At 54.5% G+C, this 22,165-nt stretch carries 19 protein-coding genes, 1 pseudogene and 1 riboswitch; of the genes and pseudogenes, 10 read left to right on the top strand and 10 right to left on the bottom strand.

What is annotated here, in order from left to right; all coding sequences use genetic code 11:
- From tuf to rpoC, 9 genes and pseudogenes are all read left to right on the top strand, one after another.
- Nucleotides 1-123, top strand: a pseudogene (tuf, locus tag ABR39_RS24465) (elongation factor Tu); the annotation flags it as partial.
- 229 nt (nucleotides 124-352) lie between these two features.
- The gene (gene secE, locus ABR39_RS00545; protein WP_014068449.1) at nucleotides 353-736 is read left to right on the top strand and encodes a preprotein translocase subunit SecE; all 384 of its coding nucleotides are present in this window, start codon (nucleotides 353-355) and stop codon (nucleotides 734-736) included.
- Nucleotide 737: 1 nt separating this feature from the next.
- On the top strand, nucleotides 738-1,283 hold the full coding sequence (gene nusG / locus ABR39_RS00550; protein ID WP_002438628.1) for a transcription termination/antitermination protein NusG: 546 nt from the start codon (nucleotides 738-740) through the stop codon (nucleotides 1,281-1,283).
- Nucleotides 1,284-1,438: 155 nt separating this feature from the next.
- Nucleotides 1,439-1,867 carry a 50S ribosomal protein L11 gene (rplK, locus tag ABR39_RS00555; protein ID WP_008503452.1) on the top strand — a complete coding sequence of 143 codons (429 nt, stop codon included), beginning with the start codon at nucleotides 1,439-1,441 and terminating at the stop codon, nucleotides 1,865-1,867.
- 3 nt (nucleotides 1,868-1,870) lie between these two features.
- Nucleotides 1,871-2,575, top strand: a complete 705-nt coding sequence (gene rplA, locus ABR39_RS00560) for a 50S ribosomal protein L1 (RefSeq protein ID WP_006810530.1) — start codon at nucleotides 1,871-1,873, stop codon at nucleotides 2,573-2,575.
- Between the two features lie 291 nt (nucleotides 2,576-2,866).
- Nucleotides 2,867-3,364 carry a 50S ribosomal protein L10 gene (gene rplJ, locus ABR39_RS00565; protein WP_001207203.1) on the top strand — a complete coding sequence of 166 codons (498 nt, stop codon included), beginning with the start codon at nucleotides 2,867-2,869 and terminating at the stop codon, nucleotides 3,362-3,364.
- 66 nt (nucleotides 3,365-3,430) lie between these two features.
- Nucleotides 3,431-3,796 carry a 50S ribosomal protein L7/L12 gene (gene rplL / locus ABR39_RS00570; RefSeq protein ID WP_006176746.1) on the top strand — a complete coding sequence of 122 codons (366 nt, stop codon included), beginning with the start codon at nucleotides 3,431-3,433 and terminating at the stop codon, nucleotides 3,794-3,796.
- Nucleotides 3,797-4,115: 319 nt separating this feature from the next.
- A complete protein-coding gene (rpoB, locus tag ABR39_RS00575; protein ID WP_047345341.1) occupies nucleotides 4,116-8,144 on the top strand; it encodes a DNA-directed RNA polymerase subunit beta in 4,029 nt (1,342 codons plus the stop codon).
- Nucleotides 8,145-8,220: 76 nt separating this feature from the next.
- The gene (rpoC, locus tag ABR39_RS00580; RefSeq protein ID WP_047345342.1) at nucleotides 8,221-12,444 is read left to right on the top strand and encodes a DNA-directed RNA polymerase subunit beta'; all 4,224 of its coding nucleotides are present in this window, start codon (nucleotides 8,221-8,223) and stop codon (nucleotides 12,442-12,444) included.
- Between the two features lie 58 nt (nucleotides 12,445-12,502).
- On the opposite strand, the gene ABR39_RS00585 is transcribed toward rpoC, so the two are convergent.
- From ABR39_RS00585 to ABR39_RS00630, 10 genes are all read right to left on the bottom strand, one after another.
- Nucleotides 12,503-12,820: a PTS lactose/cellobiose transporter subunit IIA gene (locus tag ABR39_RS00585; protein WP_047345343.1), complete on the bottom strand. Its 318-nt coding sequence runs from the start codon at nucleotides 12,818-12,820 to the stop codon at nucleotides 12,503-12,505.
- 3 nt (nucleotides 12,821-12,823) lie between these two features.
- Nucleotides 12,824-13,129 carry a PTS sugar transporter subunit IIB gene (locus tag ABR39_RS00590; protein ID WP_014882067.1) on the bottom strand — a complete coding sequence of 102 codons (306 nt, stop codon included), beginning with the start codon at nucleotides 13,127-13,129 and terminating at the stop codon, nucleotides 12,824-12,826.
- A gap of 180 nt (nucleotides 13,130-13,309) precedes the next feature.
- The gene (locus ABR39_RS00595; RefSeq protein ID WP_047345344.1) at nucleotides 13,310-14,851 is read right to left on the bottom strand and encodes a sensor domain-containing diguanylate cyclase; all 1,542 of its coding nucleotides are present in this window, start codon (nucleotides 14,849-14,851) and stop codon (nucleotides 13,310-13,312) included.
- A gap of 336 nt (nucleotides 14,852-15,187) precedes the next feature.
- Nucleotides 15,188-16,315: a 2-iminoacetate synthase ThiH gene (gene thiH, locus ABR39_RS00600; protein WP_047345345.1), complete on the bottom strand. Its 1,128-nt coding sequence runs from the start codon at nucleotides 16,313-16,315 to the stop codon at nucleotides 15,188-15,190.
- On the bottom strand, nucleotides 16,312-17,082 hold the full coding sequence (gene thiG, locus ABR39_RS00605; RefSeq protein ID WP_047345346.1) for a thiazole synthase: 771 nt from the start codon (nucleotides 17,080-17,082) through the stop codon (nucleotides 16,312-16,314). Before thiG ends, thiH begins: the two co-directional genes overlap by 4 nt.
- A gap of 1 nt (nucleotide 17,083) precedes the next feature.
- On the bottom strand, nucleotides 17,084-17,284 hold the full coding sequence (gene thiS / locus ABR39_RS00610; RefSeq protein ID WP_010425940.1) for a sulfur carrier protein ThiS: 201 nt from the start codon (nucleotides 17,282-17,284) through the stop codon (nucleotides 17,084-17,086).
- Nucleotides 17,268-18,023: a HesA/MoeB/ThiF family protein gene (locus ABR39_RS00615; protein WP_047345347.1), complete on the bottom strand. Its 756-nt coding sequence runs from the start codon at nucleotides 18,021-18,023 to the stop codon at nucleotides 17,268-17,270. Before ABR39_RS00615 ends, thiS begins: the two co-directional genes overlap by 17 nt.
- Nucleotides 18,010-18,651, bottom strand: coding sequence for a thiamine phosphate synthase (gene thiE / locus ABR39_RS00620; RefSeq protein WP_047345348.1), 642 nt, complete (start codon nucleotides 18,649-18,651; stop codon nucleotides 18,010-18,012). Before thiE ends, ABR39_RS00615 begins: the two co-directional genes overlap by 14 nt.
- Nucleotides 18,651-20,546, bottom strand: coding sequence for a phosphomethylpyrimidine synthase ThiC (gene thiC / locus ABR39_RS00625; protein ID WP_047345349.1), 1,896 nt, complete (start codon nucleotides 20,544-20,546; stop codon nucleotides 18,651-18,653). Before thiC ends, thiE begins: the two co-directional genes overlap by 1 nt.
- Nucleotides 20,547-20,624: 78 nt before the next feature.
- Nucleotides 20,625-20,734, bottom strand: a riboswitch (TPP riboswitch).
- Between the two features lie 54 nt (nucleotides 20,735-20,788).
- Entirely contained in the window at nucleotides 20,789-21,286 is a 498-nt protein-coding gene (locus ABR39_RS00630; protein ID WP_047345350.1) for an Rsd/AlgQ family anti-sigma factor, read from the bottom strand.
- 95 nt (nucleotides 21,287-21,381) lie between these two features.
- Between ABR39_RS00630 and nudC the strand changes: the two genes are divergently transcribed.
- Entirely contained in the window at nucleotides 21,382-22,155 is a 774-nt protein-coding gene (nudC, locus tag ABR39_RS00635; protein ID WP_047345351.1) for an NAD(+) diphosphatase, read from the top strand.
- Nucleotides 22,156-22,165: the final 10 nt, after the last annotated feature.

Raw genomic sequence — 22,165 nt, forward strand, 5'->3', positions numbered from 1 at the left:
GACAACATCAAGATGGTTGTGACTCTGATCCACCCAATCGCGATGGACGACGGTCTGCGTTTCGCAATCCGTGAAGGTGGTCGTACCGTTGGTGCTGGCGTGGTTGCTAAAGTTCTCGGCTAATTGCTGATAACATTTGACGCAATGCGCATGAAAAGGGCATCATTTGATGCCCTTTTTGCACGCTTTCACATCAGAACCTGGCTCATCAGTGATTATTTTTGTCATAATCATTGCTGAGACAGGCTCTGCAGAGAGCGTATAATCCGTAAAGGGATTAAGCGTATCGATTTGGCTCGCCTCGCAATCGCGGGGTGAAATTATTTGTAGAATTCTTCTGACAGGTTGGTTTATGAGTGCGAATACCGAAGCTCAAGGGAGCGGGCGCGGCCTGGAAGCGATGAAGTGGGTCGCTGTTGCCGTGCTGCTGATTGTGGCAATCGTTGGCAACTATCTTTATCGTGACATGATGCTGCCGCTCCGCGCGCTGGCAGTGGTGATTCTGATTGCTGCAGCGGGTGGTGTCGCGCTGTTAACGACTAAAGGTAAGGCAACCGTTGCTTTTGCACGTGAAGCGCGTACCGAAGTCCGCAAGGTGATTTGGCCAACTCGCCAGGAAACACTGCACACCACTCTGATTGTGGCTGCTGTGACTGCGGTAATGTCACTGATCCTGTGGGGACTGGATGGTATTCTGGTTCGCCTGGTTTCCTTTATCACTGGCCTGAGGTTCTAAGATGTCTGAAGCCCCTAAAAAGCGTTGGTACGTCGTTCAGGCGTTTTCCGGTTTTGAAGGCCGCGTAGCAACGTCGCTGCGTGAGCATATCAAATTACATAATATGGAAGAGTTGTTTGGCGAAGTTATGGTGCCGACCGAAGAAGTGGTCGAGATCCGTGGCGGCCAGCGTCGCAAAAGCGAGCGCAAATTCTTCCCGGGTTACGTGCTGGTTCAGATGGTGATGAACGACGCGAGCTGGCACCTGGTGCGCAGCGTACCGCGCGTGATGGGCTTTATCGGCGGCACGTCTGACCGTCCGGCGCCAATCAGCGACAAAGAAGTTGATGCGATTATGAACCGCCTGCAGCAGGTGGGTGATAAGCCACGTCCGAAAACGCTGTTTGAACCGGGTGAGATGGTTCGTGTTAGCGACGGTCCGTTTGCTGACTTTAACGGCGTGGTTGAAGAAGTGGACTACGAGAAGTCCCGCCTGAAAGTTTCTGTTTCTATCTTCGGTCGTGCGACCCCGGTAGAACTGGACTTTGCTCAGGTAGAAAAAGCCTAAACAGCGATCAAAAAAGCGACGATTTAATCGTTGCACAAGGCGCGAGATTGGAATACAATTTCGCGCCTTTTGTTTTTATGGGCCCGGCCCGTAAAACGAATTTTATTCACGGGGAGCCTTCCTGAGGCGCTATTACCCAATCAGAGGATTTTAGAATGGCTAAGAAAGTACAAGCCTACGTCAAGCTGCAGGTTGCAGCTGGTATGGCGAACCCAAGTCCACCAGTTGGTCCAGCTCTGGGTCAGCAGGGTGTGAACATCATGGAATTCTGTAAAGCGTTCAACGCAAAAACTGAATCCCTGGAAAAAGGTCTGCCAATCCCAGTCGTAATCACTGTTTACGCTGACCGTTCTTTCACTTTCGTTACCAAAACCCCTCCAGCAGCAGTTCTGCTGAAGAAAGCGGCTGGTATCAAGTCTGGTTCCGGTAAACCGAACAAAGACAAAGTGGGTAAAATTTCCCGCGCTCAGCTGCAGGAAATCGCGCAGACCAAAGCTGCCGACATGACTGGTGCCGACATTGAAGCGATGACTCGCTCAATCGAAGGTACTGCACGTTCCATGGGCCTGGTAGTGGAGGACTAAGAAATGGCTAAACTGACCAAGCGCATGTCCGTGATCCGTGACAAAGTTGATGCGACCAAACAGTACGACATCAACGAAGCTATCGCTCTGCTGAAAGAACTGGCAACTGCTAAGTTCGTTGAAAGCGTTGACGTTGCCGTGAACCTCGGCATCGACGCGCGTAAATCCGATCAGAACGTTCGTGGCGCAACTGTACTGCCACACGGTACTGGCCGTTCCGTTCGCGTAGCTGTATTTGCTCAGGGTGCAAACGCTGAAGCTGCTAAAGCTGCCGGCGCTGAACTGGTAGGTATGGAAGATCTGGCTGATCAGATCAAGAAAGGCGAAATGAACTTTGACGTTGTTATTGCTTCTCCAGATGCAATGCGCGTTGTTGGCCAGCTGGGCCAGGTTCTGGGTCCACGCGGCCTGATGCCTAACCCGAAAGTAGGTACTGTAACTCCTAACGTTGCTGAAGCGGTTAAGAACGCTAAAGCAGGTCAGGTTCGTTATCGTAACGACAAAAACGGCATCATCCACACCACCATCGGTAAAGTGGACTTTGACGCTGACAAACTGAAAGAAAACCTGGAAGCTCTGCTGGTTGCGCTGAAAAAAGCAAAACCAACTCAGGCGAAAGGCGTGTACATCAAGAAAGTTAGCATCTCCACCACCATGGGTGCAGGTGTTGCAGTTGACCAGGCTGGCCTGAGCGCTGCTGCAAACTAATGCCTTTACGTGGGCGGTGATTTTGTCTACAATCTTACCCCCACGTTTGCTAACAAAAGTTAGCGGCTAAAAGATTTGTTCGTTGGAGCCTGGCCTAATCCAGGCCTCCGTCGAAGACCGCAGGTGTTTCGCAAGAGACTTAATCCCCTGCGTAGACGGTGACAGAACGCTAAGATTATTTTTGGATACTCTGGCTTGTTTCTGCTCACCGTATTAAGACGCTCTTCCCGTTGGGTTGAGTGAAGTGAGTTCCGGAACATGAGTTCCGGCAAACATCCAGGAGCAAAGCTAATGGCTTTAAATCTTCAAGACAAACAAGCGATTGTTGCTGAAGTCAGCGAAGTAGCCAAAGGCGCGCTGTCTGCAGTAGTTGCGGATTCCCGTGGCGTTACTGTAGACAAAATGACTGAACTGCGTAAAGCAGGTCGTGAAGCTGGCGTATACATGCGTGTTGTTCGTAACACCCTGCTGCGTCGCGTAGTTGAAGGTACTCAGTTCGAGTGCCTGAAAGACACGTTTGTTGGTCCGACCCTGATTGCATACTCTATGGAACACCCGGGCGCTGCTGCTCGTCTGTTCAAAGAGTTCGCGAAAGCGAATGCAAAATTTGAGGTCAAAGCTGCAGCCTTTGAAGGTGAGTTGATCCCGGCATCGCAAATCGATCGCCTGGCAACCCTGCCGACCTACGAAGAAGCAATTGCACGCCTGATGGCAACCATGAAAGAAGCTTCGGCTGGCAAACTGGTTCGCACTCTGGCTGCTGTTCGCGATGCGAAAGAAGCTGCTTAATCGCAGTTATCTTTATAAAGCATTCGCTTACGTATAAACTTATTCTGATTTTCAGGAACAATTTAAATGTCTATCACTAAAGATCAAATCATTGAAGCAGTTGCAGCTATGTCCGTAATGGACGTTGTAGAACTGATTTCTGCAATGGAAGAAAAATTCGGTGTTTCTGCTGCTGCTGCTGTAGCTGTAGCTGCTGGCCCGGCTGAAGCTGCTGAAGAAAAAACTGAATTCGACGTAATTCTGAAAGCTGCTGGCGCTAACAAAGTTGCTGTTATCAAAGCAGTACGTGGCGCAACTGGCCTGGGTCTGAAAGAAGCTAAAGACCTGGTAGAATCTGCTCCAGCTGCGCTGAAAGAAGGCGTGAGCAAAGACGACGCAGAAGCACTGAAAAAATCTCTGGAAGAAGCTGGCGCTGAAGTTGAAGTTAAATAAGCCAACTTTTCTGGTTGCAGCCTAAGTAATTAGGCTGATGGCTGGTGACTTTTTAGTCACCAGCCTTTTTGCGCTGTAAGGCATCAGTAGCATTTCACACTGTTTGACTGCTGATTGTCCTGACAATGCATGTTTCTATCGACGACTTAATATATTGCGACAGGGTGCTCGCTCTGTGTAAATCGCGACGAAATGGTTTAAGCGTGATAGCAACAGGTATTGCGGAAAGTATTCAATTTTCCGGTCCACAAAATGGTGTTGCACAAACTGTCCCTTCGTCGGACAGATGGGTCGACTTGTCAGCGAGCTGAGGAACCCTATGGTTTACTCCTATACCGAGAAAAAACGTATTCGTAAGGATTTTGGTAAACGTCCACAAGTTCTGGACATTCCATATCTCCTTTCTATCCAGCTTGACTCGTTCCAGAAGTTTATCGAGCAAGATCCTGAAGGGCAGTACGGTCTGGAAGCAGCCTTCCGTTCCGTGTTCCCGATTCAGAGCTACAGCGGTAATTCCGAGCTGCAGTACGTCAGCTATCGCCTTGGCGAGCCGGTGTTTGACGTTCAGGAATGTCAGATCCGTGGCGTGACCTATTCCGCACCGCTGCGCGTAAAACTGCGTCTGGTGATCTACGAGCGCGAAGCGCCAGAAGGCACCGTAAAAGACATTAAAGAACAAGAAGTCTACATGGGTGAAATTCCACTCATGACAGACAACGGTACTTTCGTTATCAACGGTACTGAGCGTGTTATCGTTTCCCAGCTGCATCGTAGCCCGGGCGTCTTCTTCGACAGCGATAAAGGTAAAACACACTCTTCCGGTAAAGTACTGTATAACGCGCGCATCATTCCTTACCGTGGTTCATGGCTGGACTTCGAGTTCGATCCAAAAGACAACCTGTTTGTCCGTATCGACCGTCGTCGCAAACTGCCTGCAACCATCATTCTGCGTGCGCTGCAATATACCACTGAGCAGATCCTGGACCTGTTCTTTGAGAAAGTGATCTTTGAAATCCGCGACAACAAGCTGCAGATGGAGCTGGTGCCGGAACGTCTGCGTGGTGAGACCGCGTCGTTCGACATCGAAGCCGACGGCAAAGTGTATGTGGAAAAAGGTCGCCGTATCACTGCGCGTCACATCCGTCAGCTGGAAAAAGATGATATCAAACACATCGAAGTTCCGGTTGAATACATTGCAGGAAAAGTAGCCGCGAAAGATTACGTTGATGAATCAACTGGCGAGCTGATCTGCCCGGCGAACATGGAGCTGAGCCTGGATCTGCTGGCTAAGCTGAGCCAGTCTGGCCACAAACGTATCGAAACGCTGTTCACCAACGATCTGGACCACGGTCCTTATATCTCTGAGACTATCCGCGTCGACCCAACGACCGATCGTCTGAGTGCGCTGGTTGAAATCTACCGCATGATGCGTCCTGGTGAGCCACCAACTCGCGAAGCGGCTGAAAGCCTGTTCGAGAACCTGTTCTTCTCTGAAGACCGCTACGATCTGTCTGCGGTTGGTCGTATGAAGTTCAACCGTTCTCTGCTGCGTGATGAGATCGAAGGTTCCGGTATCCTGAGCAAAGACGACATCATCGAAGTGATGAAGAAGCTCATCGATATCCGTAACGGTAAAGGCGAAGTGGACGATATCGACCACCTCGGCAACCGTCGTATCCGTTCCGTAGGCGAAATGGCGGAAAACCAGTTCCGCGTTGGCCTGGTACGTGTAGAGCGTGCGGTGAAGGAGCGTCTGTCTCTGGGCGATCTGGACACCCTGATGCCTCAGGATATGATCAACGCCAAGCCGATTTCTGCAGCAGTGAAAGAGTTCTTCGGTTCCAGCCAGCTGTCTCAGTTCATGGACCAGAACAACCCGCTGTCTGAGATTACGCACAAGCGTCGTATCTCTGCACTCGGCCCAGGCGGTTTGACCCGTGAACGTGCAGGCTTCGAAGTTCGAGACGTACACCCGACGCACTATGGTCGCGTATGTCCTATCGAAACGCCTGAAGGTCCAAACATCGGTCTGATCAACTCCCTGTCCGTGTACGCACAGACAAACGAATACGGTTTCCTTGAGACCCCGTATCGTAAAGTGACTGACGGTGTTGTAACCGACGAAATTCACTACCTGTCTGCTATCGAAGAAGGCAACTACGTTATCGCTCAGGCGAACTCCAACCTGGATGACGAAGGCCACTTTGTAGAAGATCTGGTTACCTGCCGTAGCAAAGGCGAATCAAGCTTGTTCAGCCGCGATCAGGTTGACTACATGGACGTTTCCACCCAGCAGGTGGTTTCTGTCGGTGCGTCCCTGATCCCGTTCCTGGAACACGATGACGCCAACCGTGCATTGATGGGTGCGAACATGCAACGTCAGGCCGTTCCAACTCTGCGCGCTGATAAGCCGCTGGTTGGTACCGGTATGGAACGTGCTGTTGCCGTTGACTCCGGTGTTACTGCGGTTGCTAAACGTGGCGGTACTGTTCAGTACGTGGATGCCTCCCGTATCGTTATCAAAGTTAACGAAGACGAGATGTACCCGGGCGAAGCAGGTATCGACATTTATAACCTGACCAAATACACCCGTTCTAACCAGAACACCTGTATCAACCAGATGCCATGTGTGTCTCTGGGTGAGCCAGTTGAGCGCGGCGACGTGCTGGCAGACGGTCCGTCCACCGACCTCGGTGAACTGGCGCTTGGTCAGAACATGCGCGTAGCGTTCATGCCGTGGAACGGTTACAACTTCGAAGATTCCATCCTCGTCTCCGAGCGTGTGGTTCAGGAAGATCGTTTCACCACCATCCACATTCAGGAACTGGCATGTGTGTCCCGTGACACCAAGCTGGGGCCAGAAGAGATCACCGCTGACATCCCTAACGTGGGTGAAGCTGCGCTCTCCAAACTGGATGAATCCGGTATCGTTTATATCGGTGCGGAAGTGACCGGCGGCGACATTCTGGTTGGTAAGGTAACACCGAAAGGTGAAACCCAGCTGACGCCAGAAGAGAAACTGCTGCGTGCCATCTTCGGTGAGAAAGCGTCTGACGTTAAAGATTCTTCTCTGCGCGTACCTAACGGTGTTTCCGGTACGGTTATCGACGTTCAGGTCTTCACCCGTGACGGCGTTGAAAAAGATAAACGTGCGCTGGAAATCGAAGAGATGCAGCTCAAACAGGCTAAGAAAGACCTGTCTGAAGAACTGCAGATCCTCGAAGCGGGTCTGTTCAGCCGTATCTATGCGGTGCTGGTTGCCGGTGGCGTTGAAGCTGAGAAGCTCGACAAACTGCCACGCGATCGCTGGCTGGAACTGGGCCTGACCGACGAAGAGAAACAGAATCAGCTGGAACAACTGGCTGAGCAGTATGACGAACTGAAACACGAGTTCGAGAAAAAACTCGAAGCGAAACGCCGTAAAATCACTCAGGGCGACGATCTGGCACCAGGCGTGCTGAAGATTGTTAAGGTGTATCTGGCTGTTAAACGTCAGATCCAGCCTGGTGATAAGATGGCAGGTCGTCACGGTAACAAGGGTGTTATCTCTAAGATCAACCCGATCGAAGATATGCCGCACGATGCTAACGGTACGCCGGTAGATATCGTACTGAACCCACTGGGCGTACCGTCTCGTATGAACATCGGTCAGATTCTGGAAACCCACCTGGGTATGGCTGCGAAAGGTATCGGCGACAAGATTAACGCCATGCTGAAGCAGCAGGAAGAAGTCGCGAAACTGCGCGAATTCATCCAGCGTGCCTACGATCTGGGTACCGATGTGCGTCAGAAAGTCGACCTGAACACCTTCAGCGATGAAGAAGTGCTGCGCCTGGCTGAGAACCTGAAAAAAGGTATGCCAATCGCAACGCCAGTATTCGATGGTGCGAAAGAAGCTGAAATTAAAGAGCTGCTGCAACTGGGTGGGCTGCCAACGTCTGGTCAGATTACGCTGTTTGACGGCCGTACCGGTGAACAGTTCGAGCGTCCGGTAACCGTAGGTTACATGTACATGCTGAAACTGAACCACTTGGTCGACGACAAGATGCACGCTCGTTCTACCGGTTCTTACAGCCTGGTTACTCAGCAGCCGCTGGGTGGTAAGGCACAGTTCGGTGGTCAGCGCTTCGGGGAGATGGAAGTGTGGGCGCTGGAAGCATACGGCGCGGCATACACCCTGCAGGAAATGCTCACCGTTAAGTCTGATGACGTGAACGGTCGTACCAAGATGTATAAGAACATCGTGGACGGCAACCATCAGATGGAACCGGGCATGCCTGAATCCTTCAACGTACTGTTGAAAGAGATTCGTTCGCTGGGTATCAACATCGAACTGGAAGACGAGTAATTCTCGCTCAAACAGGTCACTGGTGCCGGGTTAACCCCCGGCACCAGATTGTGCTAACTCCGACGGGAGCAAATCCGTGAAAGATTTATTAAAGTTTCTGAAAGCGCAGACTAAAACCGAAGAGTTTGATGCGATCAAAATTGCTCTGGCTTCGCCAGACATGATCCGTTCATGGTCTTTCGGTGAAGTTAAAAAGCCGGAAACCATCAACTACCGTACGTTCAAACCTGAGCGTGACGGCCTTTTCTGTGCGCGTATTTTCGGGCCAGTAAAAGATTACGAGTGCCTGTGCGGTAAGTACAAGCGCCTGAAACACCGTGGTGTGATCTGTGAGAAGTGCGGCGTTGAAGTGACCCAGACTAAAGTGCGTCGTGAGCGCATGGGCCACATCGAACTGGCGTCTCCGACTGCTCACATCTGGTTCCTGAAATCTCTGCCGTCCCGTATCGGTCTGCTGCTGGATATGCCGCTGCGCGATATCGAACGTGTTCTGTACTTCGAATCTTATGTGGTTATCGAAGGCGGGATGACGAACCTGGAACGTCACCAGATTCTGACTGAAGAGCAGTATCTGGACGCGCTGGAAGAGTTCGGTGACGAATTCGACGCGAAGATGGGTGCGGAAGCTATTCAGGCCCTGCTTAAGAGCATGGACCTGGAGCAAGAGTGCGAGCAGCTGCGTGAAGAGCTGAACGAAACTAACTCCGAAACTAAGCGTAAAAAGCTGACCAAGCGTATCAAACTGCTGGAAGCGTTCGTTCAGTCTGGTAACAAACCAGAGTGGATGATCCTGACCGTTCTGCCGGTTCTGCCGCCAGATCTGCGTCCGCTGGTTCCGCTGGATGGTGGTCGTTTCGCAACGTCCGATCTGAACGATCTGTATCGTCGCGTTATCAACCGTAACAACCGTCTGAAACGTCTGCTGGATCTGGCTGCGCCGGACATCATCGTACGCAACGAAAAACGTATGCTGCAGGAAGCGGTAGATGCCCTGCTGGATAACGGTCGTCGTGGTCGTGCGATCACCGGTTCTAACAAACGTCCTCTGAAATCTTTGGCCGACATGATCAAAGGTAAGCAGGGTCGTTTCCGTCAGAACCTGCTCGGTAAGCGTGTTGACTACTCCGGTCGTTCTGTAATCACCGTAGGTCCATACCTGCGTCTGCATCAGTGCGGTCTGCCGAAGAAAATGGCACTGGAGCTGTTCAAACCGTTCATCTACGGCAAGCTGGAACTGCGTGGCCTGGCCACCACCATCAAAGCCGCTAAGAAAATGGTTGAGCGTGAAGAAGCTGTCGTTTGGGATATCCTGGACGAAGTTATCCGCGAACACCCGGTACTGCTGAACCGTGCACCAACCCTGCACCGTCTGGGTATCCAGGCATTTGAGCCAGTCCTGATCGAAGGTAAAGCTATCCAGCTGCACCCGCTGGTTTGTGCGGCATATAACGCCGACTTCGATGGTGACCAGATGGCTGTTCACGTACCGCTGACGCTGGAAGCCCAGCTCGAAGCGCGTGCGCTGATGATGTCTACCAACAACATCCTGTCTCCAGCGAACGGTGAACCAATTATCGTTCCTTCTCAGGACGTTGTATTGGGTCTGTACTACATGACCCGTGACTGTGTTAACGCCAAAGGCGAAGGCATGGTGCTGACTGGCCCGAAAGAAGCTGAGCGTATTTATCGCGCTGGCCTGGCCTCTCTGCATGCGCGCGTTAAAGTGCGTATCACCGAATACGAAAAAGATGCTAACGGCGAATTCGTTGCGAAAACCAGCCTGAAAGACACGACCGTTGGCCGTGCCATTCTGTGGATGATCGTACCGAAAGGTCTGCCTTTCTCCATCGTCAACCAGGCGCTGGGCAAGAAGGCTATCTCCAAAATGCTGAACACCTGTTACCGCATTCTGGGCCTGAAGCCGACCGTTATCTTCGCTGACCAGACAATGTACACCGGCTTTGCTTATGCAGCGCGTTCAGGTGCATCTGTTGGTATCGATGACATGGTCATCCCAGAGAAGAAACACGAGATCATCTCTGAAGCGGAAGCCGAAGTTGCTGAGATCCAGGAGCAGTTCCAGTCTGGTCTGGTTACCGCGGGCGAACGCTATAACAAAGTTATCGATATCTGGGCAGCGGCGAACGATCGTGTATCCAAAGCGATGATGGATAACCTGCAGACCGAAACCGTGATTAACCGTGACGGCGTAGAAGAGCAGCAGGTTTCCTTCAACAGCATCTACATGATGGCCGACTCCGGTGCGCGTGGTTCCGCAGCACAGATTCGTCAGCTGGCAGGTATGCGTGGTCTGATGGCGAAGCCAGATGGCTCCATCATCGAAACGCCAATCACCGCGAACTTCCGTGAAGGTCTGAACGTACTCCAGTACTTCATCTCCACGCACGGTGCGCGTAAAGGTCTGGCGGATACCGCACTGAAGACAGCGAACTCCGGTTATCTGACGCGTCGTCTGGTTGACGTTGCGCAGGATCTGGTTGTGACCGAAGACGATTGTGGCACCCTCGAAGGTATCACCATGACCCCGGTTATCGAGGGTGGTGATGTTAAAGAGCCACTGCGCGATCGCGTACTGGGTCGTGTAACCGCGGAAGATATTCTGAAGCCGGGTACTGCAGACATTCTGGTTCCACGCAACACGCTGCTGCACGAGCACTGGTGTGACCTGCTGGAAGCGAACTCTGTTGACTCCGTAAAAGTACGTTCCGTTGTATCTTGTGACACCGACTTTGGTGTATGTGCGCACTGCTATGGTCGTGACCTGGCGCGTGGCCACATCATCAACAAAGGTGAAGCTATCGGCGTTATCGCGGCACAGTCCATCGGTGAGCCGGGTACACAGCTGACGATGCGTACGTTCCACATCGGTGGTGCGGCATCTCGTGCGGCTGCTGAATCCAGCATCCAGGTGAAAAACAAAGGTAGCATCAAGCTCAGCAACGCGAAGTCTGTTGTTAACTCCGCTGGCAAGCTGGTTGTGACCTCTCGTAACACCGAGCTGAAGCTGATCGACGAATTCGGTCGTACCAAAGAGAGCTATAAAGTGCCTTACGGTGCTGTTATGGCGAAAGGTGATGGCGAGCAGGTTGCCGGCGGTGAAACCGTAGCAAACTGGGATCCACACACCATGCCGGTTATCACCGAAGTGAGTGGTTTCATCCGCTTCACTGACATGATCGACGGCCAGACCATTACTCGTCAGACCGACGAGCTGACCGGTCTGTCTTCTCTGGTGGTTCTGGATTCTGCAGAGCGTACTGCGGGTGGTAAAGACCTGCGTCCTGCACTGAAAATCGTTGATGCTCAGGGGAACGACGTTCTGATCCCGGGTACCGACATGCCTGCGCAGTACTTCCTGCCGGGTAAAGCGATCGTTCAGCTGGAAGATGGTATTCAGATCGGTGCGGGTGATGCTCTGGCGCGTATTCCTCAGGAATCCAGTGGTACCAAGGACATCACCGGTGGTCTGCCACGCGTTGCTGACCTGTTCGAAGCACGTCGTCCGAAAGAGCCTGCAATCCTGGCTGAAATCAGCGGTATCATCTCCTTCGGTAAAGAGACCAAAGGTAAACGCCGTCTGGTTATCACCCCAGTAGATGGCAGCGAGCCGTACGAAGAGATGATTCCTAAGTGGCGTCAGCTCAACGTGTTCGAAGGTGAACGTGTAGAACGTGGTGACGTGGTGTCCGATGGTCCAGAAGCACCGCACGACATTCTGCGTCTTCGTGGCGTACACGCGGTAACGCGTTACATCACCAACGAAGTACAGGACGTTTATCGTCTGCAGGGCGTTAAGATTAACGATAAGCACATCGAAGTTATCGTTCGTCAGATGCTGCGTAAAGCAACCATCGAAAACGCGGGCAGCTCCGAGTTCCTGGAAGGCGAACAGGTTGAATACTCTCGCGTCAAGATCGCTAACCGCGAACTGGAAGCGAACGGCAAAATCGGTGCGACCTTCTCGCGCGATCTGCTGGGTATCACCAAAGCGTCTCTGGCAACCGAGTCCTTCATCTCTGCAGCATCGTTCCAGGAAACCACGCGTGTCCTGACCGAAGCCGCTGTTGCAGGTAAACGTGATGAACTGCGCGGTCTGAAAGAGAACGTCATCGTGGGTCGTCTGATCCCGGCGGGTACCGGTTATGCGTACCACCAGGATCGTATGCGTCGTCGTGCTGCAGGCGAACTGCCAGCTGCACCGCAGGTGACTGCTGAAGATGCATCCGCGAGCCTGGCAGAACTGCTGAACGCAGGTCTGGGTGGTTCCGACAACGAGTAATCGTTGAGTCCGCTAATAAAAAACCCGCCTCGGCGGGTTTTTTTACATCTGTATGTTATTAGTTTACCAACGGGATCCGTCGATAAAGTTCAATCATATCGCCCGCCAGGTCCTGAATGACCATCGCGTTCATCAGGTGATCCTGGGAGTGAACGGTAATCAGGTTAACCGGAAGTTTTCCGGTGCCTTCATCAAGCCCAATGAGCTGCGTCTGTATGGTGTGGGCATGTTTCACATATTCGCGCGATTCTTCCATCGCCTTTTCGGCTTCGGTAAAGTCACCTTTACGCGCCAGCTGTAACGCGGTGAGGGCAGCACTGCGCGCCGCACCCGCGTTGACCAGCAGTTCCATGATCGTTGTTTCTAAATCTTCCACGGGTTACTCCAGAAGTTTGAGCGCTTTTTCCAGTACGGCATCGCCTTTCATCATGCCGTAATCCATCATGTCGATCACCGCGACCTTTTTACCCAGCGGGTCGGCCTGTGCCTGTAGTTTCGCCTGCTCGTATTTAACCTGTGGCCCCAGCAATACGATGTCGGCCGTCGCGATGTTGTCTTTAAACTCCGCAACCGGAACGGCTTTAATGGTGACTTCAACCCCTTTTTTCTGTGCGGCGTCTTTCATACGTTGCACCAGCATGCTGGTTGACATTCCCGCTGCACAGCATAAAACGATGTTCTTCATAATCAGCCTCGATCTACATGTGTTTACTGATAATTATCCCGTGCAGAACGCTTCAACAACCGCTTTACCGCGATTGTGTGTCAGGCATCACAAAGAAACCGATGATTTTCTGAAACCGGTTACAATTTTGTATTAGCGCGTGCCCGGCCCGTCGAAACGGGCAGGGTGCAAGAGGGCGGGTTAGCTGATGGACGTGCGGATAATGCGGTTTTTTCCCTGCTGCTTCGCGCTATAGAGGGCGTTATCAACGCTTCCCACAAACTGCTCCAGCGGTTCGAAATGCCACTCTCCAAGGCCGCCGCTGAACGTCACCCGCAGGTTCTCTTCACGCCAGACGCGTTTTTCAACGGCGGTACGCCACGCTTCCAGCAATGAGAGCGCGGAAGGAATCTGCTCAGCCAGGAAAACCACCGCGAACTCTTCTCCACCGTAACGGTAAACCGAGACATGATGTGGCTGCATTATCTGGATCCCTTCGCGGGCGACGTTGCGCAGGACGATATCACCGGTCAGGTGGCCAAGCGTGTCGTTAATCGATTTGAAGTTATCAATATCCACCAGCGCCATCGCGAAAGGCTGTTGGGCATTCATTAGCTCCGCGACGTCGCTATCGAACGCACGACGATTTTTACAGCCCGTCAGCGCATCGTGAGTTGCCTGGCGCACATACGCCATCTCGCGTTCTTTATTGGACTGAATGGTGTGGCTCAGCATCGCTTCAAGACGTGGAGCCTCGCTGACATCACCGGTTTTGATGGCATTGATAATGTGCATCAACACGCTACGCGAGGCGTGGCGGAGGTATAAGCCGAAGAGAATGATGATGATGGCCGCCAGCGCGAACCCCCAGCCAACGATCGTCGTTTCGTGGCGGGTAATATCGGTGAGCGTCGCGCCCGATACCCGGTATATGACAAACCAGTCCGGGTTGGTAAACGAGTAATAGTAATACCAGGCGTTGTTTTTCTTGTCGTAGAGATGACCTTCGCCGCTGGTCATTTTGTCCATCAGCGCTTCGCTCACGTACTGTTTGAAGAGCGCGCCAGTATCAGGGTGCAGCACGACGGCACCGTCGCGTTCGACGACAAAGAATTCCCCCTGAACGGGCGCCACCATCTGACGCAGGGTGTAGCCCATTGAGGTCAAATCGAGATGAAACGCGATCGTTCCCTTCAGTCTGCCTTCAGGAGAAATCAAGGGTTTATAAAGCGTGACCGTCGGATGACCGGTAAAGTAGTCCATATAGGGACGGGTATAGTGGCTGAAGATGCTGGCTTCCGCCTGGGCGATAAACCATGGCCGCGTCCGGGGATCGAAGGTTTTACTCTTCTCAGTAGGGAGCACTTCCGGTGCGCGGAGATAATGCCCCTGCGTGTCGGCCAGCGAGATGGAGGACACGGTCGGCATCAGGTTCTGCAAATGCATCATCATCTGCAGCCCCTGGGTCGGGTTGACGTTGAGCGTCTCGTTAAGCCTGTCGTTGCGCGCAAAATACATGGCAGAGCGGCCAAGGATATAGTCGTTTTCACGCAGGATAGACTCGGTGTAGTTCACCGCCAGGTTATGCGTGAAATTGCTATTGATCTTATGATAATCCTCAAGAAAATCCTTTCTCTGTGAAAGTGTCACGGCGATCGCGATCACCGCAAAACTGCAGAGGATCCCCGCGAAGCTGAGCGTAATTGGCCGGGTAAAAGAGAGCTTTTTGCTGTGAAGTGCCATGAGCTGTACATCGTTCCTGATGGTGAATGCTTTTCGTCTGCCGATATCCTCTCAGCATAGTCGCTGTCCTGCGGTTAGCGGTGAATTATACGGAATACGCTTTCTGACGTGATGATTCATCTTAAGGATTGCTAAGAAAATACTTATTAAATGGGCAGTCGCTGTTTGTGCAATAAATCAGAGGCAGGGCGAAACGAGGAAGAAGCTTTTCGCCCTGGTCAGCATCCGTTGCTAACGCTGTGACAATAAAAAACCGGACGAGTGCTGGCAATCATCCGGTGGTGACTTCTCGTAGACCCTCGACAATTTTTTACCGCGTTGCGGTGCGTTGCAACGTTATTGCGAGGATCTTCCCAGCCAGCTGTCCCAGTCTTTCCAGACGGGCTGAAGGCCCTGTGCCGTCAGGGCTGCGGCGACCGCTTCCGGACGCCGTCCATCGTGCGGGACAAACTGCTCCAGCTCCGGACGATCGTCGGCGTAGCCGCCAGGCTGCGTTTTGGAAAACGCGCTGACGTTGTTAATCGCAAGCGGGATCACGCGATCGCGAAACGCCGGGGACTCGCGCGTTGAGAGGGATAACTCAACCTCCGGGGCAAGCAGGCGAAATGCGCAGATGGTCTGCACCAGCTGGCGTTCGTCCATCAGCGAGGCTGGTTCAATCCCTCCCGCGCAAGGCCGCAGGCGGGGGAAAGAGATGGAATAACGGCTCTGCCAGTAGTGCTGCTGGAGCCACAGCAGATGTTCCGCCACCATGTAGCAATCCACCCGCCAGCTGTCGGAGAGCCCGATCAGCGCGCCCAGACCGATTTTGTCGATGCCCGCGCGACCCAGCCTGTCCGGCGTTTCCAGCCGGAAAAAGAAGTCTTGTTTCTTGCCCTTCAGGTGGTGCCGGGCGTACGTCGCCTCGTGATAGGTTTCCTGATAGACCATCACCCCGTCCAGCCCGAGCGTTTTTAGCTCCGCGTACTCATCCTGAGACAGGGGCTGCACCTCCATCTGCAAAGACGCAAACTGACGACGAATGGCGGGAAGATGCTGACGAAAATAGTCCATTCCCACCTTTCCCTGATGTTCGCCCGTAACCAGCAGAAGATGCTCAAAGCCCATCTCACGTATGGCCGCACACTCGTGGGCAATCTCATCCTCATCGAGCGTTTTTCTCTTGATGCGGTTGCTCATGGAGAAACCGCAGTAGGTGCAGTCATTGGCGCACAGGTTTGAGAGATAGAGCGGGACGTAGAAGCTCACCGTGTTGCCAAAGCGCTGACGGGTAAGCCTCTGGGCTCGCTGGGCCATCGGTTCGAGGTAAGCGCTGGCCGCCGGAGAGAGCAGGGCCATCAGATCCTCGCGGGTCAGATGACGGGCATGCAGCGCGCGCTCCACGTCGGCAGCCGTCTTGCTGTTGATGCGCAGGGCAATGTCGTCCCAGTTTAGCTCCCGCCAGCGCTCGGTAAACGTGCTCATGAGATTGCCTCCAGGAAACCGGTCAACGGGCTGGTGGCCTGCGCCTGAAAACTGCGCGAGCCGGGGCCGGAAACCCTTGCCAGCAAGCCGGCCTCAACGGCCATGCGGAACGCACGCGCCATCATGACCGGATCGTCGGCAACCGCGATAGCCGTGTTCACCAGCACCGCGTCGGCACCCATCTCCAGCGCCTGCGCGGCATGGCTCGGCACGCCAATACCCGCATCCACCACTACCGGTACGTTGGCTTGCTCGATGATGATCTCCAGCATCGCCCGGGTTTCCAGCCCCTGGTTGGAGCCGATGGGGGCTCCCAGCGGCATGACGGCGGCGCAGCCGACCTCTTCCAGCCGTTTACACAGGACCGGGTCGGCGCCGCAGTAAGGCAGGACGGTAAACCCTTGCTGCACCAGCTTTTCAGCGGCCCTCAGCGTTTCGATAGGGTCAGGCAGCAGCCAGCGGGCATCCGGATGTATTTCCAGCTTCAGCCAGCGCGTGCCGAGCGCTTCCCGGGCCAGCTGTGCGGCGAAAATCGCCTCTTCGGCCGTTTTCGCGCCGGAGGTGTTGGGCAGCAGCGTGACGCCCGCTTCCAGTAAAGGAGCCAGAATAGCGTCGCTGTGGTGGCGCAGATCCACGCGCTTGAGCGCCAGCGTCACCAGCTGGCTGCCGCTTTCACGAATGGCATCCACCATCAGCTGCGGCGAGGCGAATTTTCCGGTTCCTGTAAACAGATGCGAATCAAAAACTTTATCGGCAATACGTAACATCTCAGCCTCCTGCGATGACCTGAAACAGCAGGATCTGGTCGCCTTCATTGACCTGCTGATGTTCCCACTGCTCGCGCGGCAGGATCTGTTGATTGAGCGCCAGCGCCGTTCCCGGCTTGAGCTGGCGTAGCCTTTCGAGCAGCACGGCAACGGTAAGTCCGTCATCGCACTTCATGGGCTCATCGTTAAACAGAATGCGCATCGCGGCCTCCGCATACCGGGCAGCCGCTGGCGCGGTGCAAGGCCAGGTGACGCCAACCGCTTGAGCGCGCATCAAACAGCCGCAGCGTATTACGTTCCGTCTCCATGCCGCTGAGCAGCTTGATGGCCTCCAGTGCCTGCAGCGTGCCCATCACACCAACGACTGGACCGAGAATGCCTGCGGTGCGGCAGTTACGCTCTGGCTCGGCATCGTCCGGCCACAGGCAGCGATAGCAGCCCTGCGCCCACGGGGGCGTCAGGACCATCATCTGTCCCCCGAAACCGACCGCGCTGGCGGTGATAAGCGGCGTGTTATGTGCCACACAGACGGCGTTAATCGCCTGACGCGTCGCCATATTGTCCGTGCAGTCCAGCACCACGTCGGCAAGGGCAACTTCACGCTGCAGGCGTTCACCACCGAGCCGCTCCTGCAGTGCAATCAGCTCGATGTCCGGGTTAAGCTGGTTCAGCCGCTGCCGGGTGATCTGCGCTTTAGGCTGGTCGATATCTTCCATGGTGAAAAGAATTTGCCGCTGCAGGTTGCTGAGATGTACCTCGTCGTCGTCGGCAAGCACCAGCGTGCCGATACCGGCACCTGCCAGATACAGCGCCGCAGGTGCGCCTAATCCGCCCAGACCAACAATCAGCACCCGGCTGGCGAGCAGTTTTTGCTGCCCGTCGATGGCGATATCCTCCAGCAGGATCTGACGGCTGTAGCGCATAAAATCACGATCGTTCATCGCCAGCTCCTGCCAGCTGTAACAGCTGTTGAGTGGCAGACTGGCAGTCTGCGGCCTGCGTGATGGCGCTGACGACGGCGATGCTGCCGACGCCCGTCTCCAGCACGGACGGTGCCCGTTCCAGGCTAATGCCACCGATGGCGACGGTGGGGTAATCGGTAAGACGTTTGACGTGACTTGCCAGCTGCGTCAGTCCCTGCGGTGCGGAGGGCATCTGCTTGGTCTGCGTCGGGAAAACGTGGCCCAGTGCGATGTAAGAGGGGCGGGCTGCCAGCGCCACGTCGATCTCCATGTCGTCGTGTGTTGACACCCCCAGCCGTAATCCGGCTTCGCGGATAGCGCTCAGGTTCGTTGTTTCTAAGTCCTCCTGGCCCAGATGCACGCCGTAGGCCTGGTGCTTAACGGCCAGTCGCCAGTAGTCGTTGATAAACAAACGGGCGTTATACCTACGCCCCAGCGCAATGGCGGCGACGACATCAGCTTCCACTTCGTCATCGCGTTTATCCTTGATGCGCAGCTGGATTGTGCGAACGCCAGCCTCCAGCAGGCGTTCGATCCACGCTACGCTGTCCACCACCGGATAGAGTCCTAAACGGTAGGGAACGGGCGGGAAATCGGGCTGGTACATTACGCCTCCTCTTTTTTGAGGTAGATTTCGCCACCTTTCGCGCGGAAGGTTTCAGACATGTCCGCCATCCCCACTTCAATGGTTTGCGCTGCGGCGTAGTCGCGCACCTCCTGGCTGATTTTCATCGAGCAGAATTTCGGTCCGCACATGGAGCAGAAGTGTGCGACTTTGCCCGATTCCTGCGGCAGGGTCTCATCGTGATAGGCGCGGGCAGTGAACGGGTCCAGCGCCAGGTTGAACTGGTCTTCCCAGCGGAATTCAAAACGCGCCTTCGACATGGCGTTATCGCGGATTTGCGCGCCCGGATGGCCTTTGGCCAGATCGGCGGCATGGGCGGCAATTTTGTAGGTAATCAGCCCCTGTTTTACGTCCTCTTTGTTTGGCAGGCCGAGGTGCTCTTTCGGCGTCACGTAGCAAAGCATGGCACAGCCGAACCAGCCGATCATCGCCGCACCAATCCCGGACGTGAAGTGGTCATAGCCTGGCGCAATATCGGTGGTCAACGGCCCCAGGGTATAGAACGGCGCTTCGTGGCAGTGCTCCAGCTCTTCGGTCATGTTGCGGCGGATCATCTGCATCGGCACGTGTCCCGGGCCTTCAATCATCACCTGCACGTCATACTCCCAGGCGATTTTGGTCAGCTCACCCAGCGTGTGCAGCTCGGCAAACTGCGCCTCATCGTTGGCATCGCGAATGGAGCCCGGACGCAGGCCATCGCCCAGCGACAGAGAGACATCGTAGGCGGCACAGATTTCGCAAATCTCGCGGAAGTGTTCGTAGAGGAAATTTTCCTGATGATGGGAGAGGCACCACTTCGCCATGATGGAGCCGCCGCGCGAGACAATACCGGTCAGACGCTTCGCCGTCATCGGCACGTAGCGCAGCAGCACGCCCGCGTGAATGGTGAAGTAGTCCACGCCCTGTTCAGCCTGCTCCAGCAGCGTGTCGCGGAAGGCTTCCCAGGTGAGGTCTTCGGCAATACCGTTGACCTTTTCCAGCGCCTGATAAATCGGGACGGTGCCAATCGGGACCGGGCTGTTACGCAGGATCCACTCGCGGGTTTCGTGAATATAGCGGCCAGTGGAGAGGTCCATCACTGTGTCCGCGCCCCAGCGCGTGGACCAGACCAGCTTTTCCACCTCTTCTTCGATGGAGGAGGTAACGGCCGAGTTGCCGATGTTAGCGTTGACCTTCACCAGGAAGTTGCGGCCGATAATCATCGGCTCGGATTCCGGGTGGTTGATGTTGGCGGGGATAATGGCGCGGCCGGCGGCCACTTCATCACGCACAAACTCCGGCGTGATGTTCTCCGGCAGGCGAGCGCCAAAGCCCTCGCCCGGATGCTGGTGGCGCAGTATTTCACTGCGGATGCGCTCACGGCCCATGTTTTCACGGATGGCGATGAACTCCATCTCCGGCGTGACGATCCCCTGACGCGCATAGTGCAGCTGGGTTACGCGTTTGCCCGCTCTGGCGCGTTTCGGCGTCAGCAGCCCGGCGAAGCGCAGCTCGTCCAGACCGTCGTCGGCCAGGCGTTCTTTGGTGTACGTAGAGCTACGTACGCTCAGTTCTTCGCAGTCGTTACGCGCGTCAATCCACGGCTGGCGCAGCTTTGCCAGACCCTGCTGGACGTTGATAGTCACAGAGGGATCGCCGTACGGGCCGGAGGTGTCATACACCGGCACGGCTTCGTTGTCTTCATACTGCGGGTTATCTTTGCTGCCGCCGATAAGCGTCGGGCTAAGCTGGATTTCACGCATCGGAACGCGGATATCGGCCTGCGAGCCGGAAATGTAGATGCGTTTAGAGTTCGGGAAAGCGGTGCCTTCCAGGGTATCAATGAAGTGTTGGGCCTGTGCGCGCTGTTCGCGGCGGGTCAGTTTTGCAGTAGACATAGCTCATTCCAAAAGTGAAGGACATGGCTTGTCAGACGACGGATGAAGCAAGAGAGGATCGCCCGGGGGCGATACAACAGCAGTGTGACTCTTGTTCCCTTCGCAGGTATTAGCCTGATCAGGTTCCGCGGATCCCGAATTAACGGTCTCAGCCCGTGCTTTCACACTGGGCACTCCGACAAGAAAAATCCCCCTCGTGAGAGGGGCGAATGGTTGTAAATTACTCGTTAACGATTAAGAACTCAAGCAGGGCGCACGATGTTATCTTCGTGGCTGACATCCAGGCTGTTATCCAGAGCGAGGGCGATCAGCTTATCTTCCAGCGTGAATCGCTCTTCCAGCGCTTCGCCAAGGTCGGAAAGCGCCCGCTGGAACTCAAGATAGTTGTCGTGATCGATGGCGTTCTCAAGCGTGGAATCGTAGTAGTCCATAATCTGCTGGGTGTTGGCTTCCAGCAGCGGATAGAGTTTGCTGGCCGCTAAATACGGCGTTGTCCCTTCCATTTCGCGGATAATACGTTCATAAATATTGAAATGGCCATCGGACAGATAGTCGACCAGGCCCTGACAAAAATCATCCAGCGATTTTTCATTCAGTCGCATAAACGATTCTTTGCCAGGCTTAATACCGACCAGATTGTAATAAGCCACGAGTAGATGCTTGCGCACGTGTAGCCAGCGATCCACCAGTTTGTTACTTCCTCTAACGCGCTCAGTCAGGCTTTCCAGCTGGTTTAACATGGTCGACTCCGCAAGGTTTAGGATTGAATCTGCTTATCCAAAATGTAACCACAATGCTAACAACATGTCAGTGAAGCGAAGGTAGTGCAATAGATATGGATCGTATTATTGAAAAATCAGATCTGGGTTGGTGGATCGTCAGTCACGAACAAAAATTATGGCTTCCTGGCGGAGAGATCCCTTATGGCGCAGCAGAGGCGTTCGATCTAGTGGGGCTGCCTGCTCTGAAGATCGGCGAATGGCAGGGGGATGCGGTGTGGTTGATCCAGCAGCCTCGCCGTCAGGACATGGGATCGGTTCGTCAGGTGTTGGATCTGGACGTGGGTCTGTTCCAGCTGGCGGGGCGCGGGGTGCAGCTGGCGGAGTTTTACCGCTCGCATAAATACTGCGGCTACTGCGGTCATACCATGCACCGGAGCAAAACCGAGTGGGCGATGCTCTGCAGCCACTGCCGCGAACGCTACTATCCCCAGATTGCGCCGTGCATTATCGTCGCTATCCGCCGGGAGGATTCCATCCTGCTGGCGCAGCACACTCGCCATCGCAACGGCATTCACACCGTGCTGGCCGGCTTCGTCGAGGTGGGCGAAACGCTGGAACAGGCGGTGGCGCGAGAAGTGATGGAGGAGAGCGGGATTAAGGTCAAAAACCTGCGCTACGTCACCTCTCAGCCGTGGCCGTTCCCGCAGTCGCTGATGACGGCCTTTATGGCCGACTACGACAGCGGGGAGATTGTTATCGATCAGAAAGAACTGCTGGAAGCGAACTGGTATCGCTATGACGATTTGCCGCTGTTACCCCCACCGGGCACCGTAGCGCGTCGGCTGATAGAAGATACCGTGGCGATGTGTCGGGCCGAGTATGAGTAGTGTTACACTG

It is taken from the genome of Enterobacter genomosp. O (assembly GCF_001022965.1).
In the GTDB taxonomy this organism is placed as follows: domain Bacteria; phylum Pseudomonadota; class Gammaproteobacteria; order Enterobacterales; family Enterobacteriaceae; genus Enterobacter; species Enterobacter cloacae_L.

Excerpts from the sequence above, each read along its gene's own strand:
- secE (WP_014068449.1), top strand. The coding sequence starts at position 353 with ATGAGTGCGAATACCGAAGCTCAAGGGAGCGGGCGCGGCCTGGAAGCG.
- nusG (WP_002438628.1), top strand. The coding sequence starts at position 738 with ATGTCTGAAGCCCCTAAAAAGCGTTGGTACGTCGTTCAGGCGTTTTCC.
- rplK (WP_008503452.1), top strand. The coding sequence starts at position 1,439 with ATGGCTAAGAAAGTACAAGCCTACGTCAAGCTGCAGGTTGCAGCTGGT.
- rplA (WP_006810530.1), top strand. The coding sequence starts at position 1,871 with ATGGCTAAACTGACCAAGCGCATGTCCGTGATCCGTGACAAAGTTGAT.
- rplJ (WP_001207203.1), top strand. The coding sequence starts at position 2,867 with ATGGCTTTAAATCTTCAAGACAAACAAGCGATTGTTGCTGAAGTCAGC.
- rplL (WP_006176746.1), top strand. The coding sequence starts at position 3,431 with ATGTCTATCACTAAAGATCAAATCATTGAAGCAGTTGCAGCTATGTCC.
- rpoB (WP_047345341.1), top strand. The coding sequence starts at position 4,116 with ATGGTTTACTCCTATACCGAGAAAAAACGTATTCGTAAGGATTTTGGT.
- ABR39_RS00590 (WP_014882067.1), bottom strand. The coding sequence starts at position 13,129 with ATGAAGAACATCGTTTTATGCTGTGCAGCGGGAATGTCAACCAGCATG.
- ABR39_RS00595 (WP_047345344.1), bottom strand. The coding sequence starts at position 14,851 with ATGGCACTTCACAGCAAAAAGCTCTCTTTTACCCGGCCAATTACGCTC.
- thiH (WP_047345345.1), bottom strand. The coding sequence starts at position 16,315 with ATGAGCACGTTTACCGAGCGCTGGCGGGAGCTAAACTGGGACGACATT.
- thiG (WP_047345346.1), bottom strand. The coding sequence starts at position 17,082 with ATGTTACGTATTGCCGATAAAGTTTTTGATTCGCATCTGTTTACAGGA.
- thiS (WP_010425940.1), bottom strand. The coding sequence starts at position 17,284 with ATGCGCATTCTGTTTAACGATGAGCCCATGAAGTGCGATGACGGACTT.
- ABR39_RS00615 (WP_047345347.1), bottom strand. The coding sequence starts at position 18,023 with ATGAACGATCGTGATTTTATGCGCTACAGCCGTCAGATCCTGCTGGAG.
- thiE (WP_047345348.1), bottom strand. The coding sequence starts at position 18,651 with ATGTACCAGCCCGATTTCCCGCCCGTTCCCTACCGTTTAGGACTCTAT.
- thiC (WP_047345349.1), bottom strand. The coding sequence starts at position 20,546 with ATGTCTACTGCAAAACTGACCCGCCGCGAACAGCGCGCACAGGCCCAA.
- ABR39_RS00630 (WP_047345350.1), bottom strand. The coding sequence starts at position 21,286 with ATGTTAAACCAGCTGGAAAGCCTGACTGAGCGCGTTAGAGGAAGTAAC.
- nudC (WP_047345351.1), top strand. The coding sequence starts at position 21,382 with ATGGATCGTATTATTGAAAAATCAGATCTGGGTTGGTGGATCGTCAGT.